Source organism: Streptomyces sp. AC627_RSS907 (assembly GCF_019049165.1).
Window position 1 is genome coordinate 125,974 of the sequence record NZ_JAGMUE010000008.1, and the last position, 17,189, is coordinate 143,162.

A 17,189-nucleotide genomic window follows, 5' to 3' on the forward strand; every position below is an offset into this window, starting at 1 on the left:
GTACCGCACATGCGGCGACTCCTATCAGGCGCCGCCCTTCCAGCAAGATCCGGACCATACGCGGACCAACCGAGCCAAAAGGCCACCTCTTAGTGGGCGGTTCGTGAGTCTTTGAGTGGATCTGCTGTCGCCTGATGGTGTGGCGGCGGGGCGGAATCTGCCGGTCCGCGGTTGGTGGTCTGGTGATGTGACCGGGTGAGTGAACGCAAGCCGTACCCGAGTGACTTATCGGACGAGCAGTGGTCGTTGATCGAGCCGGTGATCACCGCATGGAAGGACCGGCACCGCTCGGTCAGCGGCCATCAGGGCGCCTACGACATGCGGGAGATCGTGAACGCGATCCTCTACCAGGGGCGGACCGGCTGCCAGTGGGCCTATCTCCCGCACGACCTGCCGCCCAAGAGCGCGACGTACTACTACTTCGCCGCCTGGCGGGACGACGGGACCGACCAGGTCATCCATGAACTCCTGCGCTGCCAGGTCCGCGAACGCGCCCGCCGATTAGAGGACCCGACCCTGGTGGTGCTGGACACCCAGAGTGTCCATGTGGCCGCCGGGGTCCCCGCCGCCACGAGCGGCCACGATCCGGCCAAGCGGGTGCCCGGCCGCAAGCGGGGACTGGCCGTGGACGTGCTCGGCCTGGTCATCGCGGTCGTCGTCCTCGCCGCGAACACCCACGACAACGCCGCGGGCATCGTCCTGCTGGACCAGGTTGCCGAGCACGCCGGCGGAAGCGTCCGCAAAGCCCTGGCCGACCAGGGCTTCAAGAACCAGGTCGTCGCGCACGGCGCCGGCCTGGGGATCGATGTCGAGATCGTCGAACGCAACCCGCAGGTCAAGGGGTTCGTGCCGCAGCCGAAGCGGTGGAGGGTCGAGCAGACCTACGGGATCCTGATACTGCACCGGCGCCTGGTCCGCGACTACGAGCACCGCCCCTCCTCCTCCGCCTCCCGCGTCTACTGGGCAATGACCCACGTCATGACCCGACGCCTCACCGGCGCGAACACCCCCACCTGGCGCGACACGCAGGTGGTGGCAGCGTGAGCATCCAGCCCCTGCTCGACGCCCTGGACCTCCAGGAAGACGCAGCCCGGGCCCTGGCCGACGACCTCCGCGCACAGATCGACGACCTGCAGACCCGGCTGCGGGAGGCCGAGACGCACCTGGAGCACCTCGCGATCACCCGCAAGACCGTCACCGGCCTCGCCGACCGGCTCCCGGCCGTCGCACCGGACCTGCCCGAGCATCCGGACTACCCCCGCATCCTCGCCGCCTTCAACCACGCGACCGGGCCGCTACGGGCCAAGGACGTCTGCGAAGCCCTCGGCCACGAACTGCTGCCGAAGAACGTCGAAGGCACCCGCGCCAAGCTGAAACGCCTGGTCAAACTCAGGATCCTCACCGAGGCCGACACCGGCAACTTCGCCAGGAAGGAATAGTCACCGCCACGACCAGCGCCCCTGACACAACCCTCACCCAGAAACAGACATCACCTCACGAACCGCCCACTTACGTCATCACCGCAGCTCAAGGGCTCGCAAGCGCTGCACCACCAGCAGACGAAGAACCCTCCTGGGACCAGGATGTACCGCGCCCAGACACAGCGCCTTGCCCACGCCGACGGCGGCTGAGAGGCAAAGCCGGACTCGGTCTCTCAGTCTGGTCACCTGCCACGCAACAACTCTGAGTCGATCAATCCCAGATGCCCGATTTCAACGGAGCGCAGTCAGCACCAAGTCAGCACGGGACAGGTGAGGACGGGTGATGACGTGGGCTTTTAGTCAGCACCGAACCAGCACGGGAGTCAGCACCGCACCGTCGAATCACCCTGAAATACGCGTCCCGGACGGCTCTCGTTTCGGCCACCACCGAACCCCTGAACTGCCTCTCCACAAGCCGGCATGGTGGCCGCACGCATAGCCGGCACCCGAACTATATTGCCCCACCACATGTGCGCTTGACCTGCGGGTTCCTACGGTGTGGCGACACGCAAACGTCCCCGTCACACCTCAGGAAGTGGTGCCAATGTCGTCACCCGCAGCCGCTCTGCCGGCGCCGAACAGCCTCAAGCGCATCGTTACCGCCAGCCTCATCGGCACCACCATCGAGTGGTACGACTTCTTCCTCTGCACCAAGCTGCTGCCATCGGCAGTATCCGTTGCAAGCGGCCAGGCGCACCGACCTCTACAACTGAACAAAGTTTCGGCTTCGGAGTGTGTTTCGCGTCAACCACCAGCGGATTTCAGAAAGCGCGACCCCCAGACCGGAGTTGATCAGCTAGTTTCCCTGGGCACCTACGTCGACGGCTGGCGGATCAGGGAGACGCGTGGAGAACCACAACAAGCATCAGGGCCAGGCGCGTCAGGTGATCTCGGTCATCGACGGTGATCCTTTGAGGGCTCGCAGCGAGGCCCGCGGACTCCTGACCCAAGTGTCCGAGGCCGATCCGACGGCCTCTCTGGTCACGCCGGCGAGCGGCCCGCCCAGAGGCTCCGACAAGGGGGGTGACGTTGTCGGCGTCATCGGGTTGGTCCTGAGTGCTGGTTCCTTGGCGGCAGCTTGCATTCAGGTCTGGCTGGCCAAGGTCCCTCAGCGCACCATCGTCGTGACCCGCCCGGACGGAGCCACCCTGCGCATCACAGGTCGCGAAGCTCGTGAGGACCGTGGGAGTGGTGACCCCCTTCCGCGCGCAGAAGGACGCGCTGGAGCGCATGGTCGGCAGCGACCGGGTGCGGGTGGGCACGGTTCATGCCTTCCAGGGCGGCCAGCGCGACGTCATGGTCCTCAGCCCTGTGGCGACCGCCAACACACCTCCGAGGACGGCCCACTGGGTGGCGAGCCAGGTCAACCTCTGGAACGTCGCGATCACTCGCGCGAAATCCCAGTTGATCACCGTGGGCAACCACGGCTACTGGCAGCGGCAGACCGGTCTCCCGCACCTGCTGTCGTCCCGCTCAGTCCTGTGGAGCCGAGCACGGGCTGTCGACGCACACCAAGCTCCAGTACACAAGCCCAGCCCTCAGCAGGACCCGGGCCGCAGGGACCTTGCCGATACCGTGCAGCAGTTCCTCGCCTCACGAGGCGTCGTAGAGCTGGAACGCGACGCCAACGTCGGCGGACAGCGGATCGACCTGCTGTTCACCGCGCCCGAAGGCAACACCGCGGTACTGGTGGACACCGGACCACTGCCCGGCCGTGACCCGGCACGGCACCTGCGCTTGTTGCATCAGCGAGCGGGCCTGCTCATCGGGCTGCCGTCCGGCGGCAGAGGTGCAAAAGCCGGCAGCGTCGAACGAGTTCTCCGCATCCCCGCGTGGCGCATTCTCGCGGGCCCGACCGTACTGGCGCCGCTGTTCGACTGAGTGACCGGTCGGCCGTGCACGGCTGGCCGGACATCCGACCTGGGGAGGGACAGTCGTGACGAGCACCATGAAGACCGAAGAGGTCCTGCACAGCCTCCAGCGGCAGGTGACCATACCGGTCCACTCCACGCGAGAACTGGTGGGCAAGGTCGAGGAAGCCGCCGCCGACAAGGAGCGTGAGCGCCATGAGACGTTCCAAAAGCGGCAAGAGGAGGGCAAGACCAAGCCCGGCGACACATTCGAGCCGCTGCGCCGCAAGCCGGGACTGCGCCCACTCCCCAGCCAGGAACTCGGCCTGACGGTACGGCTGACGTTCTGGGACGTACTCCACCACCTCGGCCGCGGCCTCGCCCTGTCCCAGCGCGGCGCATCGCGCGGGCTGGCCGAACACTGGGGCAGCCTCAAGTATTGCCAAGCGCTCGTGGGAGACGCCGAAACCTACCTCAGGCTGTCCGAAGAGGGCGAACGAATCGCCATGTACTACAAGGCGCTGCAATCCGAGGAACTGGGACAAGCCTTTGCCCTGGCCGTCAGCGAGCAGATCCTCGCCCGCCGCTATCCCGACCACAGCATCTCCATCGTCCGCGCCGACACCGCGCTGCGCGCCGGCTGGACACTCACCAGCCGGGACAAAGCAAAAGCCAAAACCGTCGGCTACCACTACCGCCCGCAGTTCCTCGCCGAAGTCTGGAAACCAGGCGAATCCTCACGCGTCTTCCCGATCGCCTGCAAGGGCAACCACAGCGACCGACAGAAGGCATACGAGCAACTCGCCTCCGCAGCGGTCCACGCCGACGGTGTGCACATCGGAGCCTGGAACGAAACTCCAGCCCTGATGTTCAGCACGGAAATCTCCACGACCGACCCGCTCACCGTCCACGCCCTGCACGCCGACGGCCCCGGCGGCTGGCTGCACATCCCGGAAGGTACGCCCGCCGCAAACATCGGCCTTCCGTTGGAGGACAAGAACCCGAACATCGGCATCGTGAAACCAGGCAAGGGCAAGGACCCTGACACCTCCGAGCCCGGATGCCAAGTCGGTCCCGATCTCGAGTACTACGAGTGGTTCCAGCGTGCCCTTTCTCGGGTCGGGGCGGCCGGGCTCACAGCCTTCGCCGGCGATGGCGAATCCACCGCCGCACTGCTCAACACCCGTCAGGGCAGCGACTTCTTCCAAGGCTTCGCCCACGCTTCGGCCGGCAGTGTCCAAGACGCGCACTACACCCTACTGGGCGAAAAATACGAGGGCACAGACCATGTCTTCCGACTCAACGGCGAAAGGGTCCAGGCGTTCTCCGGCGCAGCGGAGGACATACTCACTGCCCTCGTAACCAGGAAGGAGCGGCCCGGACAGCCCGAGCGACACGCCGACGTCGCCGCCTACCGACAACGAGTACACGAGTGGAAGGCCAAGCGCCACGGTACGTTCTGGGACCACAAGTGGGGCGGCGTGGTCTCGATCAGCCGAGACGGCACGGTACTGGGGATGCGGCAGATCCCACCGTTCGACGACGAGTGATCCGAACGGCCCGGAACGCAGAGACGGATTCGAAGCGAAGGAACATGGCGCGGGATCGCCGGTTAGCCAAACCGGCGATCCCGAGCATCATCGTTGGTCCATCACGGGGAGCGATTTCGTGCTGAGCGGCCTGCACCTCGGCATTGACCTCGGCGCGATGACGCTCGACCACCTTGAAAGGAACTGAAGAACCCGCGATGCAGAGCCAGAGCAACGAGCTGCAAATGCGCCGAGTGCAGCCCTGCGTGCATCCGCGCCACCTGGGACGGAACGGGAACTGGGAGCGTGGCGGACGCCTCCAGGGCGCTGGGGTTCTCGTGGGCGAAGGGCTACAAGCTCGTGCGCCGCGGGGGGCCGGGAGTTCTGGCCCTGGCCCGGCAGAGGGCAGCGCCGCCAAGACACCGGCAGGTGAGCGGGCGCGGTGCAGAGCCGGTGTGGTGTCGTCCGCGCGCGAAGGTGGAGGACGGGCGCGGCAGGGACCAGGGCATCGGCATCAATGTCACGCATGCGACCCGGGTGCGGTCTTCCAGTTGAAGTACTGCCTGGACGGTTTCCCGACCACGACGCACACTCATTTCGAGCATGCCCGGACAGTCGACAAGGTGACCTGCTCAACCGGCTGCCTGCAGTCAAAGCCCGCAAGACGCCGACATTCGGCATAGCCCGTTTCGGGACTTGGGCGCGCCCAAGTCGTTCGCGCGCGTGACCTTCGCTGCCGCAAGGCTGATACTGCCGACAGCAGGGATCCTGACCAAGCGCACCCGACCGTCCGACCAACTTGACGACTCGTCACCAAAGTCAGCATTGAGTCAGCATCAGTACCGCCAGAACCCGCTCATAGCCGCCACGGACCGCCAAGATCACAAACTGCCCGGCCCTACTCTGACCAGCAAAAACACAGGCCATAGGCCCATCTGCTAACCTGCCTAGGAGATACCCTTGAGGATGTTGATCAACGTCCCGGAGACCGTGGTCTCAGACGCCCTGCGCGGTATGGCGGCCGCCCATCCCGAGTTGACCGTGGATGTCGAGAACCGGGTGATCGTGCGGCGGGACGCTCCCGTGGCCGGGAAGGTCGCCCTGGTGTCGGGGGGCGGTTCCGGGCACGAGCCGTTGCACGGCGGGTTCGTGGGTCCCGGGATGCTGTCGGCGGCCTGTCCGGGTGAGGTGTTCACCTCGCCGGTGCCCGACCAGATGGTGCGGGCGGCGGCCGCCGTGGACAGCGGGGCGGGGGTGCTGTTCGTCGTCAAGAACTACACCGGTGACGTGCTCAACTTCGACATGGCCGCCGAACTGGCCGAGGACGAGGGCATCCGGGTCGCGAAGGTGCTGGTCGACGACGACGTGGCGGTGACGGACAGTCTCTACACGGCCGGACGGCGCGGCACCGGGGCCACGCTGTTCGTGGAGAAGATCGCGGGGGCCGCGGCGGACGAGGGCCGGCCGCTGGAGCGGGTGGAGGCGATCGCCCGCCGGGTGAACGACAGCTCCCGCAGTTTCGGTGTGGCGCTCAGCGCCTGCACGACGCCCGCCAAGGGCAGCCCCACCTTCGACCTCCCGGCCGGTGAACTGGAGCTCGGCATCGGCATCCACGGGGAGCCGGGCCGGGAGCGGCGCCCGATGATGACCTCGGGCGAGATCGCCGAGGCCGCCCTCGACGCGGTGCTGACGGACCTCGACCCGCGCAATCCGGTCCTGGTCCTGGTCAACGGCATGGGCGCGACTCCGCTGCTGGAGCTGTACGGCTTCAACGCCGAGGTGCAGCGCGTACTCGGTGAGCGCGGTGTCGCCGTCGCCCGCACCCTCGTCGGCAACTACGTCACCTCGCTGGACATGGCGGGGGCCTCGGTCACCCTGTGCGAGATCGACGAGGAACTGCTCGGACTGTGGGACGCGCCGGTGAAGACACCGGGCCTGAGGTGGGGCATGTGACGGTGGACGGGGAAGGGATCGCAACGTACCTACCAGGCAAGGAGATCCAGTGCTCGACGCCGACTTCTTCCGCCGTTGGATGACGGCGACCGCCGCGTTGGTCGACCGTGAGGCGGAACGGCTCACCGCCCTCGACTCGCCCATCGGCGACGCCGACCACGGCAGCAATCTCCAGCGCGGTTTCAAGGCCGTGACGGCCACGCTGGAGAAAGAAGCGCCCGACACGCCCGGGGCGGTTCTCGTCCTCTCCGGGCGGCAGCTCATCTCGTCGGTCGGCGGCGCCTCGGGCCCGCTGTACGGGACACTGCTGCGCCGTACCGGAAAGGCGCTCGGGGACGCCACCGAGGTGAGCGCGGAGCAGCTGACCGAGGCGCTGCGGACGGGGGTGGACGCCGTCCGCACGCTGGGGGGTGCCGCGCCGGGCGACGCCACCATGATCGACGCCCTCGTGCCGGCCGTGGACGCCCTCGGCGTCTCGTTCGCCGCGGCCCGCGCCGCGGCCGAGGAGGGGGCCGAGGCGACCACGCCGTTGCAGGCGCGCAAGGGCAGGGCGAGCTATCTCGGCGAGCGCAGCATCGGGCACCAGGACCCCGGAGCCACCTCGGCGGCGCTGCTCGTGGCGGCACTGGAGGAGGCGGCCGGTGAGTGACGCGAACCTGGTCGGGATCGTGCTGGTGTCGCACAGCGCCGAGGTGGCCGCGTCCGTGGCCGAGCTGGCGAAGGCCCTGGCGGGCGGTGACGTGGCGGTGCCCGTCGCACCGGCGGGCGGGACCGCGTCCGGTGGGTTCGGTACGAGCGCCGAGCTGGTCTCGGCCGCCGCCGCGTCCGTGGACCGGGGGGCGGGGGTCGCCGTGCTCACCGACCTCGGCAGCGCCGTGCTCACCGTCAAGGCGCTGCTCGCCGAGGGTGACGAGCTTCCGGAGAACACCCGTCTGGTGGACGCCCCCTTCGTCGAGGGCGCGGTGGCCGCGGTCGTCACGGCCACGACGGGTGCCGACCTCGCGGCGGTGGAGGCGGCGGCCGCGGAGGCGTACGCGTACCGGAAGGTCTAAATGCAAGGGCCTGTGCGGGTGGCGGGGCCACGCTCCGCCCCCCGGCGCCCCTGCCCCGCCGTGCCCCGCCCACGTGCGGGGCACGGCACGGCCGGCCGGCCCGTGCCGTCGCGGCGCCGGCGCGGGCGTCCGTGCGGGCCGGGCACGGTGGGGCCCGTCGCGCGTTCCCCGGGCGCGGGACACGGCCGCCCGTCGCCGGGGCGCGGGCCGTCCGTGGGCGGTCCGGCCCGCTTGGCGCGGGCCGGTCCTCGTACGCCGCCCGCCGTCGCAGACGGGGTGGTCGTCGGGGACGGTTGGTCCGCCGTTCCGGCGAGGGCCGGCGCGTCGACCGTTCAGTCGTCGCCGGCGAACTCACGCGCCAGCCGCTCCCCCGCCTTCTCGGCGGCGGCCCTGTCCTCGATGGGCTCCACCTCGCTGTCCTTGAAGACGATGTACGTCACGCCGGAGGCGGCTCCGCCCCCGTGCGGGTCGGCCGGGATACCGAGCGACCGCGCGGCGGCGTAGGAGGCCTCGCCGATGATGGTGCGGGGTCCGATGTCGCCGACGACCGCGTACCGCACCCGGTCCCCGTGGACGACTGCCGCCACCGATCCTCCGTGGACGCCGTGCTCGCGGTGGTCCCAGATGCCGCTCGGTTGGGGCACGACGACGTAGGGCAGGCTCTCGGCGTCCAGGGGGCGGCCGTCCGACTGGGTGTAGGCGGTGGCGGGGTTGTAGTACGGGTCGGTGCGGCTGTTGCACCGGTCGCCGGGCCGGCCGTCGCAGTCGACGTCCAGGTCGGCCTTCCAGTACACGGCGTCCCGCGTTCCGCAGACCGGGATGTCCGCCGGTGTTCCGGCGTCGCTGCGGTAGCGCCCGCGCGAGACGGGGTGGCAGTCCCGCGTCCTGGCCAGCAGGTCGGCGGCGCGGACGGGACGCTCGCGCCGGACCTCCTTCGGTTTGGCGCCGTTCCCGGCCCGGGTCCGGGCCCGGTACGGCGCCACGGGCCCGGCCTGGGGCAGCGGACCGGTCCGGGGGCCGGACCGGTCGGCGCGAGCCGGTCCGGTCTGGGGCTGGTGGCCGTACCGGAGGTGGGCCTGGGGGCCGGGGAGGGGCGGGGCCGGAGCGCCGGGAAACGTCGTGGGGGCGAGCAGGGCGGCGCTGGCCGCGACCAGTGACAGCGACTGGACACGCACGATGTGGCCTCTCCTGGGGGGCATGGGCGGTCACTCGGGCACATGTGTCCCCGGATCGCTCGCGCAGCCACCTCTACTGGGCCAGACGGTGCAAGCCCGCGCGCCCGGTGCGGTGCGGTGCGGGCGCTGTGCTCCGGCATGCGACTGGGGGCGGGCAGGCCGAGCCCGTACGGCTCCGACCCGCCCGGCCTCCCGCGCCGGCGCGGCATCAGCGACGACAGCGGTCCGCGCCATCGGCTCGAACTCCTCGCCCGGCGGCGGGACTTCGGCCGTGCTGGGGTTCAGCATACGTAACCCTTCCGGGTGATCGTCACCGACACCCATCTTGATGTGAACGCATCACGGGCGTCATATTGGTCCGGACCATTGCCGTCGAGTCGACGCCGTCCCCGGGAGGCAGAGCCGTGCGAGACGTTCCCCTGCCCGTAGCCGCTCCCGTTCCCGCTGTCCCCGCCTCCGGCGCCGCCCCGCGCCGCTGCGCCCTGCTCTGCGGCGTCCTCGTCCTGGTCACCTCCTGCGGCTGGGGCACGGGGGACGAGGGCGACGGCGGACTGCCCGGTGCGCCGACGGGCGTCACCGCCGCGGCGGGCAGTGCGACGACCGTGCACGTCATGTGGAACACGGTCGACGGGGTCGAGACGTACGCGGTGTACCGCGGCGGCGCGGTGGTGAAGGAGGTGCCGGCGTCCGACCGCATGGTGGACATCACCCGGCTGCGCCCCTCGACGGCCTACGCCTTCACGGTGCGGGCCCGCGACGCCGACGGCCGGCTCGGGCCGCACAGCCGCGAGGCACGGGCGACCACCCCCGACGCCTCAACCGACGACTCCGCCCCGACGCGCCCGACGGACGTCCGGGCCCGGGCGGCGGGCAGCCGGGCGGTCCAGCTCACCTGGGCCGCCGCGAGAGACGACCGCGGGGTGGTGTCGTACGACATCCACCAGGGCGGGACGAAGGTGCACAGCGTCGGTGGCGGTCAGACGGCGGCCGTCGTCACGGGGCTGCGCGCGGGCACCCGCTACTCCTTCACGGTCCGGGCGCGGGACGCCGCCGACAACCTCTCTCCCGCCAGTGCCGTCGTACGGCTCACCACCCCGGGCTCCGACGACGGCCGGGCCACCGCGCCCACCGCCCTGCACGCGGCGTCCCGCCGCACCGACGGGGCGTACCACATCGACCTCACCTGGGTCCCGCCGCGCACGGACGGCGCGGTCACCGAGTACCAGGTCCACCTGGACGGCCGGCCGGCGACGTCACTCGTCTACGGCGGCGACGCGCCGCGCGACCGGGCCGAGTACAGCTTCTACGCGGGGCGGGAGGCCGGCGTCACGCACCGGGTGCGGATCAGGGCCCGGCTGGCCGACGGCACCTGGGGCGGCTTCTCGGCGGAACGGGAGGTGACCACGGGCCCGCCCGGATGACCTCCGGCCCGCCGCGTGCCGGGGACGGTCACCCGGGCGGTACCGCTCCGCGTTCCGGGCACGGCCGCGCCCCGCCGACTGCCCCTGAGGCCGCGGGGGCGTTCCCGCTCTCGGCGGCGCACGGGGTGTACCCGCCTGCCGTCGTCGTCACGGAGCACGACGCGGGCGCCCTCGTGACGGGCGGCGCGCGCTCGTCGGCACCGCCGCCGTCGCCGCGGCCCGGTTCCGTGCCGCCCTGCGGGGCCGTGCCGCCCTGCGGGGCCGTGCCGTCTCCGCGCGGCCGGGGCCACCGCGACGCCGTCAGGCCTGCCCGTCGGCGGGCAGCTCGGCGAACACCGCCAGCGCGTGCCTGAGCCACTGGGTCCAGAAGGTCTCCAGGTCGATGCCGGCGCGCAGCACCAGGTGCCGCAGCCGGTCCTCGGCACTGTCGCTCCCGGGCGGGAAGTCCCGCTTCTCGATCTCCTCGTACTCGGCCAGCTGCCGCTCGTGCAGCTCCAGGTGACGCCTCAGGTCCGCCTCGATGCCGGTGGTGCCGACCACCGCCGCGGCCCGCAGCCGCAGCAGCATCGTGTCCCGCAGTGGCCTGGGGTCCTGCGCGGCGGCGGCCCAGCGGGCGAGTTCGTCGCGGCCCGCCGGCAGGACCTCGTAGGACTTCTTCTGCCCGCGGGCCGGCTGCTGGTCGGGAAGCGCCCGGATCAGGCCGTCCGCCTCCAGTCTCCCCAGCTCGCGATAGATCTGCTGGTGCGTCGCCGACCAGAAGTAACCGATCGACTTGTCGAACCGGCGGGTCAGCTCCAGCCCCGACGACGGCTTTTCGACCAGGGCGGTGAGGATCGCGTGCGGGAGTGACATGCGCTCATCCTAGGGACGGCCCACCCGCCCGCTACAGCGCCGCCGCCAGCTCGGTGCCCTGCTGGATGGCGCGCTTGGCGTCCAGCTCGGCGGCCACGTCGGCGCCGCCGATGAGGTGCGCGCTGCGCCCGGCGGCGACCAGGTCGTCGTACAGGCCGCGGCTCGGCTCCTGGCCGGTGCACAGGACCACCGTGTCGACCTCGATCACCGTGGACTCGTCGCCGATCGTGACGTGCAGTCCGGCGTCGTCGATCCGGTCGTAGCGCACGCCCGCGATCATGGTGACGCCACGGTGCCTGAGCTCGGCGCGGTGGATCCAGCCGGTGGTCTTGCCGAGGCCCGCCCCGACCTTGGAGGTCTTGCGCTGGAGCAGGTGCACGGTGCGCGGCGGCGCCGGGCGCTCAGGGGCGGCGAGGCCGCCGGCCTCGCGGTAGTCCATGTCGACGCCCCAGAGGCGGAAGTACGTCTCGGGGTCCTCGTGGGCCTTGTCGCCGCCGTCGGTGAGGTACTCGGCGACGTCGAAGCCGATGCCGCCGGCGCCGAGGATCGCGACCCGGTCGCCGACGGGGGCGCCGTCGCGCAGGACGTCGAGGTAGCCGAGGACGCTGGGGTGGTCGACGCCCGGGATGTCCGGGGTGCGCGGGGTGACGCCGGTGGCGACGACGACCTCGTCGTGGCCGGCCAGGTCGTCGGCGCCGACCCGGGTGTTCAGCCGTATGTCGACGCCGTGTGTCCCCAGCTGGGTGCGGAAGTAGCGCAGGGTCTCGTCGAACTCCTGCTTGCCGGGGACCTTGCGGGCCACGTTGAGCTGGCCGCCGATCTCACTCGCGGCGTCGTACAGGGTGACCTCGTGGCCGCGTTCGGCCGCGCTCACCGCGCAGGCCAGCCCGGCCGGTCCGGCGCCGACGACCGCGACGCGCTTGCGCCGCCGGGTCGGGGCGAGGACCAGCTCGGTCTCGTGGCAGGCGCGCGGGTTGACCAGGCAGGAGGTGATCTTCCCGCTGAAGGTGTGGTCCAGGCAGGCCTGGTTGCAGCCGATGCAGGTGTTGATGGCCTCGGGGCGGCCCGCCGCCGCCTTGGCGACGAAGTCGGGGTCGGCGAGCATCGGGCGGGCCATCGACACCATGTCGGCCGTGCCGTCGGCGAGCAACCGCTCGGCGAGTTCGGGGGTGTTGATGCGGTTGGTGGTGACGAGCGGCACCTTCACCTCGCCCATCAGCCGCCGGGTCACCCAGGTGTAGGCGCCGCGCGGGACGGAGGTGGCGATGGTGGGGATGCGGGCCTCGTGCCAGCCGATGCCGGTGTTGATGATGGTGGCTCCGGCGGCCTCGACGGCCCGGGCGAGGGTGATCACCTCGTCGAGGGTGGAGCCGCCGGGGACCAGGTCGAGCATGGAGAGCCGGTAGACGAGGATGAAGTCCTCGCCGACCGCCTCGCGCACCCGGCGGACGATCTCGACGGGGAAGCGCATCCGGTTCTCGTACGAGCCGCCCCAGCGGTCGGTGCGGTGGTTGGTGCACGCCGCGATGAACTCGTTGATCAGGTAGCCCTCGGAGCCCATGATCTCGACGCCGTCGTACCCGGCCTCGCGGGCGAGGCGGGCGGTGCGGACGTAGTCGTCGATGGTGCGCTCGACGTCGGCGTCGGTCATCTCGCGGGGCACGTGGGGGCTGATCGGCGCCTGGAGCGGGCTCGGGGCGACCAGGTCGGCGTGGTAGGCGTAGCGGCCGAAGTGGAGGATCTGCAGGGCGATCCGGCCGCCCTCGCGGTGCACGGCGTCGGTGACGACCCGGTGCTGCCCGGCCTCCGCCTCCGTGGTGAGCCGGGCGCCGCCCGGGTAGGGACGGCCCTCGTCGTTGGGGGCGATGCCGCCGGTGACGATCAGGCCCACTCCCCCTCGCGCCCGGGCGGCGTAGAAGGCGGCCATGCGCTCGAAGCCGCGCTCGGCCTCTTCCAGGCCGACGTGCATGGAGCCCATCAGGACCCGGTTGGGCAGCGTGGTGAAGCCCAGGTCGAGTGGGCTCAGCAGGTGGGGGTAGCGGCTCATCGGGCCCTCCGTGCGCGGTGTCGTGCCTCTGTTGTAGAGGACGGCCACCACCTTTTGCAACTAGTTGCATAAGGTGGCGTCGCACACAGCGGGCCCGTGATGGGTTCCGGTCAGTGGCTCTCCAGCCGTACGTGCAGTTCCCGTTCCTGGTCCCCGGAGGCCGTGCTCAGGTCGTGCACGGTGAACAGGGAGTCCAGCGTCGTGCGGAAGCGCTCGATCGCCCAGTAACCGCCCTGCACGTCGGCCTCCACGGACGCCGCGAGGCGGGCGGGGTCGCACCGGCCGCGGGACTCGGCCACGTCGAAGGTGCCGAGCCACACGGTGGGACGCACGTCGTCGTAGAGCCGGGGCACCTCGTCCGAGCGCCGGTCGGACGAGAAGCACGTGCACAGGGCCTCGAACACGGTTCGCGCGTCCTCCTTGCTGCACCCGCTCAGCTCCACCGAGACGGACTCCGGATGCAGTCGCTCACCGTCCATCGTGATCGCTCCTCTCGTGGCCGCGGTGCGGCACCGCCGCGAGCGCTCCGACGCCCCCTGGAGACCGCACCCATAACCCCAGAAAAGCACCACCGCGGGCGGAGCACTACCGGCGCGGTCCGCGCTTCGCCGCCTCAGCCCTGGGTGAAGCGGTAGGTCTTGCTGTCCGTCAGGACGCAGAAGCCCGGCGACACGACGATGACGCGCAGGGTGCCGGTACGGCGGTCGTAGTCGATGCCCTCGGCCTCGAAGCCGCCGGAGCAGGCGCTGCGCAGGGGAAGCTGCCGCAGGGCGGTGACGTGGCCGGTGACGTCCGCCGTGCCGTTCGGCGGGGCGGACAGGTCGATCCTGAGCAGCGGTTTGGTGATGCCGAAGAGGGTGCCCGCCGGGTCGTCGGAGGAGCACAGCAGCGTGGTCGCGTCGAGGAAGTCGCAGCCCTGGACGTCCCGCACGGCGTGGTCCAGGTGGACGGTGGCCGCCTGCGGGAGGTTCGACGCGGGCGAGGTGGCCGGGTTGACACCGGGGGTGGGGAAGACGAGCAGCCGGTTCATGGTGCCCCACTCGCCCGCGAGCATCCACTGGCCGTCCGGGGAGACGGCGGACCAGGAGTTGTTCCGCGCCTCCCCCGCGCTCAGCGTGTGCACGTACTCCGACCAGCGGCCGTCGGGCGCCTGCACGCGGAACATCTTGGTGTTCCCGTCGTCCCGCTGGTACGGCTCGATGTAGTGGCCGTCGTAGGAGGCGTCGGGGTCACCGACGTGGTTCCAGCCGCGGCTGCTGAGGCCCAGCGGGATGGTGCCGATGCCGGTGTAGCGGTTGGGGCTGCCGGCCGGGACCTCGACGGAGGCCAGGCCCTGGCTCTCGGTCAGCGGGTCGGCGCGGTCGGAGCCCACCTCGGTCCAGGTCCCGGCGGTGGGGGCGGCCGCCGCGGCCGGGCCCGCCAGACAGAGGGCGAGGGCGGCGAGTCCGGTCAGGACGGTGTGACAACAATGCCGGGTGCGGGCGCGCAGGGGCATGGCAGCTCCTCGGTGGGGGCGAGCGGGCGGGACGCGGTCGGCGCACAGTCTGGCGCGACCGGGAAGTCATGTACAGAGCAAAATGGGCAGGGCGGGCCGTGCTCCGTGGGGCGGCCGCCGCCGTGCCGGGGGATGCTGGAAGCAGACGGCCGAGGCCTCGGGGGAACAGCCCTGTACGCGGGGGACGCGGTAGGACGAAGGAGCCGGCATCACAAGGGCGTGCCGCGCACAACGGCGAAGGCGGGGCATGGGATGAGCGCAGCCGGATCTGCCGGGTTCGAGGGCGACGCGCCGTCGGGGCCGGCACCGCTGCGGCCCAGCGGGCTGCTGGACGTGCTGAACGTGGCCTCGGTCGTGCTCGACGGCGAGGGCCGGATCGTGCTGTGGAGCCCGCAGGCCGAGGAGCTGTTCGGGTACTCCGCCCAGGAGGCGCTGGGGCAGTACGCCGCCCGCATCATGGTCCACGAGCGGCATCTCGACCTGGTCGTGAAGCTGTTCGCCGAGGTCATGAAGACCGGCCGGAGCTGGGCCGGGGCGTTCCCCGTCCGGCACAAGGACGGCGGCACCCGGCTCGTCGAGTTCCGCAACATGCGCCTGCTGGACGACCGGGGGGACGTCTACGCGCTGGGGCTGGCGGCCGACCAGTCGACCGTGCGCCGGCTGGAGCGCGACGTGGCGCTGTCCACGCGGGTGATCCGGCAGTCCCCGATCGGGCTGGCCGTCCTGGACACGGATCTGCGGTACGTCTCGGTCAACCCGTCCCTGGAGAGGATGAACGGCATCCCCGCCGAGGAGCACCTGGGCCGCACGGTCCGCGAGGTGGTGCCGCGGATGGACGCCGACGCCGTGGAGGCGGCGGCACGCCGGGTACTGGAAACGGGGCGGCCGGCCCTCGACCGGACCGTCACCGGACGGACCCGCGCCGACCCGGACGAGGACCGCACCTGGTCGGTCTCGCTGTACCGGCTGGAGGACGCCGCCGGCACCGTGCTGGGCGTGGCCGCCTCGGTCGCGGACGTCACCGAGCAGTACCGGGCGGGCGTCGAGGCCGAGGCCGCCCGGCGCCGGCTGGCCGCCGTGGCGGACGCGTCCGCGCGGATCGGCACCACGCTGGAGCTGGACCGCACCGCGCGCGAACTGGCCGACGTCGCCGTGCCGGATCTCGCCGACATCGCGGCCGTGGACCTGCTGGAGGCCGTGGTGCAGGGCCGGCCCAGCACCCTGGGTCCGGCCGAGCCCGCGGTGATCCGCGCGCTCGCCGTGCAGGCGGGCGACACCCCGCAGGCCCTGCTCGCGGCCGATCCGCCCGGGGAGGTCGCCCGGTACGCCCCGGACCGCCTGGTCACCGAGTGCGTGCGCACCGGCCGGCCGGTACTGGTGGCGCGGGTGACGCAGGAGGACCTGCCCCGTATCGCCCGCTCCGCGGAGGCGGCCGAGGTGCTGCGCCGGGCGGGGGTGCGGTCGTACCTGGCCGTGCCGCTGATCGCCCGGGGCGAGGTGCTCGGCGCCCTGGACCTCAAGCGGACCGGCAATCCCCTCCCGTTCGACGACGACGACCTCCTGCTGGCCCGGGAGCTGGCCGCCCGCGCGGCGCTGCAGATCGACAACGCCCGCTGGTACCAGAACGCCCGCACCTCCGCCCTCACCCTCCAGCGCAGCCTGCTGCCCAGCCATCCGTCGGTGACGGGCGGGCTGGAGGTCGCCTCCCGCTACCAGCCCGCCGAGGCCACCAGTGAGATCGGCGGCGACTGGTTCGACGTGATCCCCCTGGAGGGCTGCAAGACGGCGCTCGTGGTGGGCGACGTGATGGGCAGCGGCATCGTGGCGGCCGCCTCCATGGGCCGGCTGCGGACCGCGACGACCACCCTGGCCGCCCTCGATCTCGACCCCGCGCTCCTGCTGGAGCACCTCGACCGGACCACGGCAGGCCTGGACCAGGCCATCGCCACCTGCGTCTACGCCGTCCACGACCCGCATCTGCGGCAGTGCCGGATCGCCAACGCCGGGCACCTGCCGCCGGTCCGCCTGCGCGCCGGCCGTCCACCGGAGCTGCTGGACCTGCCCACCGGGGTGCCGCTGGGGGTGGGCGGCGTCGCCTTCTCCACCACCAGCGTCGACCTGGAGCCGGGCGACCGGCTGGTGCTCTACACCGACGGTCTCGTGGAGACACGCCGGCATCGGCTCGACGAACGCCTGGACACCCTCCTGGCCGTGCTGGAGGGGCCCGACCGCCCTCTGGAGGAGGTCTGCGACCTGCTCCTGCGCACCCTGCACGAGCCGGAGAACTCCGACGACGTGGCCCTGCTCATCGCCCGGGCCACGCCGCCGTCGTGA

At 71.5% G+C, this 17,189-nt stretch carries 13 protein-coding genes and 2 pseudogenes; 10 read left to right on the forward strand and 5 right to left on the reverse strand.

The genetic code is table 11. From position 1 onward, the window contains the following. Positions 1–195 precede the first annotated feature (195 nt). The 8 genes and pseudogenes from KUM32_RS02470 (at position 196) to KUM32_RS02500 (ending at position 7,865) form a co-directional block, all read left to right on the forward strand. Entirely contained in the window at positions 196–1,044 is an 849-nt protein-coding gene (locus KUM32_RS02470) for an IS5 family transposase (RefSeq protein ID WP_217140081.1), read from the forward strand. Further along, a complete protein-coding gene (locus KUM32_RS02475) occupies positions 1,041–1,439 on the forward strand; it encodes a hypothetical protein (RefSeq protein ID WP_217140082.1) in 399 nt (132 codons plus the stop codon). The genes KUM32_RS02470 and KUM32_RS02475 overlap by 4 nt, the downstream gene beginning before the upstream one ends. Before the next feature lie 926 nt (positions 1,440–2,365). After that, positions 2,366–2,647, forward strand: a pseudogene (locus tag KUM32_RS45180) (hypothetical protein); the annotation flags it as partial. 13 nt (positions 2,648–2,660) lie between these two features. Further along, positions 2,661–3,362: pseudogene (locus KUM32_RS02480) on the forward strand (C-terminal helicase domain-containing protein); the annotation flags it as partial. 55 nt (positions 3,363–3,417) lie between these two features. Beyond that, on the forward strand, positions 3,418–4,881 hold the full coding sequence (locus KUM32_RS02485) for a hypothetical protein (protein ID WP_308408578.1): 1,464 nt from the start codon (positions 3,418–3,420) through the stop codon (positions 4,879–4,881). A gap of 939 nt (positions 4,882–5,820) precedes the next feature. Further along, positions 5,821–6,813, forward strand: coding sequence for a dihydroxyacetone kinase subunit DhaK (gene dhaK / locus KUM32_RS02490; RefSeq protein WP_217140083.1), 993 nt, complete (start codon positions 5,821–5,823; stop codon positions 6,811–6,813). 49 nt (positions 6,814–6,862) lie between these two features. Next, a complete protein-coding gene (dhaL, locus tag KUM32_RS02495) occupies positions 6,863–7,462 on the forward strand; it encodes a dihydroxyacetone kinase subunit DhaL (RefSeq protein WP_217140084.1) in 600 nt (199 codons plus the stop codon). Then, positions 7,455–7,865: a PTS-dependent dihydroxyacetone kinase phosphotransferase subunit DhaM gene (locus KUM32_RS02500; RefSeq protein ID WP_217140085.1), complete on the forward strand. Its 411-nt coding sequence runs from the start codon at positions 7,455–7,457 to the stop codon at positions 7,863–7,865. The genes dhaL and KUM32_RS02500 overlap by 8 nt, the downstream gene beginning before the upstream one ends. Before the next feature lie 332 nt (positions 7,866–8,197). On the opposite strand, the gene KUM32_RS02505 is transcribed toward KUM32_RS02500, so the two are convergent. Beyond that, entirely contained in the window at positions 8,198–9,040 is an 843-nt protein-coding gene (locus KUM32_RS02505; protein WP_217140086.1) for a glycoside hydrolase family 75 protein, read from the reverse strand. 404 nt (positions 9,041–9,444) lie between these two features. On the opposite strand from KUM32_RS02505, the gene KUM32_RS02510 reads away from it, so the two are divergent. Beyond that, on the forward strand, positions 9,445–10,461 hold the full coding sequence (locus tag KUM32_RS02510) for a fibronectin type III domain-containing protein (protein ID WP_217140087.1): 1,017 nt from the start codon (positions 9,445–9,447) through the stop codon (positions 10,459–10,461). Between the two features lie 300 nt (positions 10,462–10,761). Here KUM32_RS02510 and KUM32_RS02515 read toward each other — a convergent pair whose 3' ends face one another. From KUM32_RS02515 to KUM32_RS02530, 4 genes are all read right to left on the reverse strand, one after another. Further along, positions 10,762–11,313: a PadR family transcriptional regulator gene (locus KUM32_RS02515; RefSeq protein WP_217140088.1), complete on the reverse strand. Its 552-nt coding sequence runs from the start codon at positions 11,311–11,313 to the stop codon at positions 10,762–10,764. Positions 11,314–11,344: 31 nt separating this feature from the next. Next, positions 11,345–13,360, reverse strand: coding sequence for an NADPH-dependent 2,4-dienoyl-CoA reductase (locus KUM32_RS02520; RefSeq protein ID WP_217140089.1), 2,016 nt, complete (start codon positions 13,358–13,360; stop codon positions 11,345–11,347). A gap of 110 nt (positions 13,361–13,470) precedes the next feature. Then, positions 13,471–13,839, reverse strand: a complete 369-nt coding sequence (locus tag KUM32_RS02525; RefSeq protein WP_217140090.1) for a hypothetical protein — start codon at positions 13,837–13,839, stop codon at positions 13,471–13,473. A 134-nt stretch (positions 13,840–13,973) separates the two neighbouring features. Continuing rightward, complete coding sequence (locus tag KUM32_RS02530; protein WP_217140091.1) at positions 13,974–14,855, reverse strand: hypothetical protein; 882 nt, start codon at positions 14,853–14,855, stop codon at positions 13,974–13,976. A gap of 252 nt (positions 14,856–15,107) precedes the next feature. Between KUM32_RS02530 and KUM32_RS02535 the strand changes: the two genes are divergently transcribed. Further along, positions 15,108–17,189 (forward strand): SpoIIE family protein phosphatase, encoded by a 2,082-nt coding sequence (locus KUM32_RS02535; protein ID WP_217140092.1) that lies wholly within the window; start codon positions 15,108–15,110, stop codon positions 17,187–17,189.